At 59.6% G+C, this 633-nt stretch carries 1 protein-coding gene; it reads right to left on the minus strand.

Annotation, left to right across the window (positions count from 1 at the left end):
• Positions 1-629, minus strand: a 629-nt coding sequence (locus PPN31114_RS26115) for a GTP-binding protein (protein ID WP_150682419.1), incomplete at its 3' end; no start/stop codon positions are given.
• Positions 630-633: the final 4 nt, after the last annotated feature.

Consider the following 633-nt stretch of genomic DNA (forward strand, 5'->3'; position numbering starts at 1 on the left):
TCGATGGCGCGCTCCGGCGTCGGGATGTACGTGTCCAGCGCTTCGGCCAGAGCCATGATCGCGGCTTCACCCAGTTCGCCCTTGTCGCCTTCCAGCGCCAGCTTGGCCGAACCCTTGATGATCGGCAGATCGTCGCCCGGGAATTCGTACTTCGACAGAAGTTCGCGAACTTCCATTTCCACCAGCTCGAGCAGCTCGGCGTCGTCCACCATGTCGCACTTGTTCAGGAACACGATGATGTACGGCACGCCAACTTGGCGGGCCAACAGGATGTGCTCACGCGTTTGCGGCATCGGACCGTCTGCGGCCGAGCAAACCAGAATTGCGCCGTCCATCTGCGCAGCACCGGTAATCATGTTCTTGACGTAGTCGGCGTGGCCCGGGCAGTCAACGTGTGCGTAGTGGCGGTTAGCCGTTTCGTACTCGATGTGCGCGGTGTTAATCGTAATACCGCGTGCCTTTTCTTCCGGCGCTGCGTCGATTTCGTCGTACTTCTTAGCCTGGCCGCCGAACTTCGACGACAGAACCGTTGCGATAGCGGCCGTCAGGGTGGTCTTGCCATGGTCAACGTGACCAATGGTGCCGACGTTCACGTGCGGCTTAGTCCGCTCGAATTTTTCCTTTGCCATTTCC

Source organism: Pandoraea pneumonica (genome assembly GCF_902459645.1).
GTDB lineage: Bacteria > Pseudomonadota > Gammaproteobacteria > Burkholderiales > Burkholderiaceae > Pandoraea > Pandoraea pneumonica.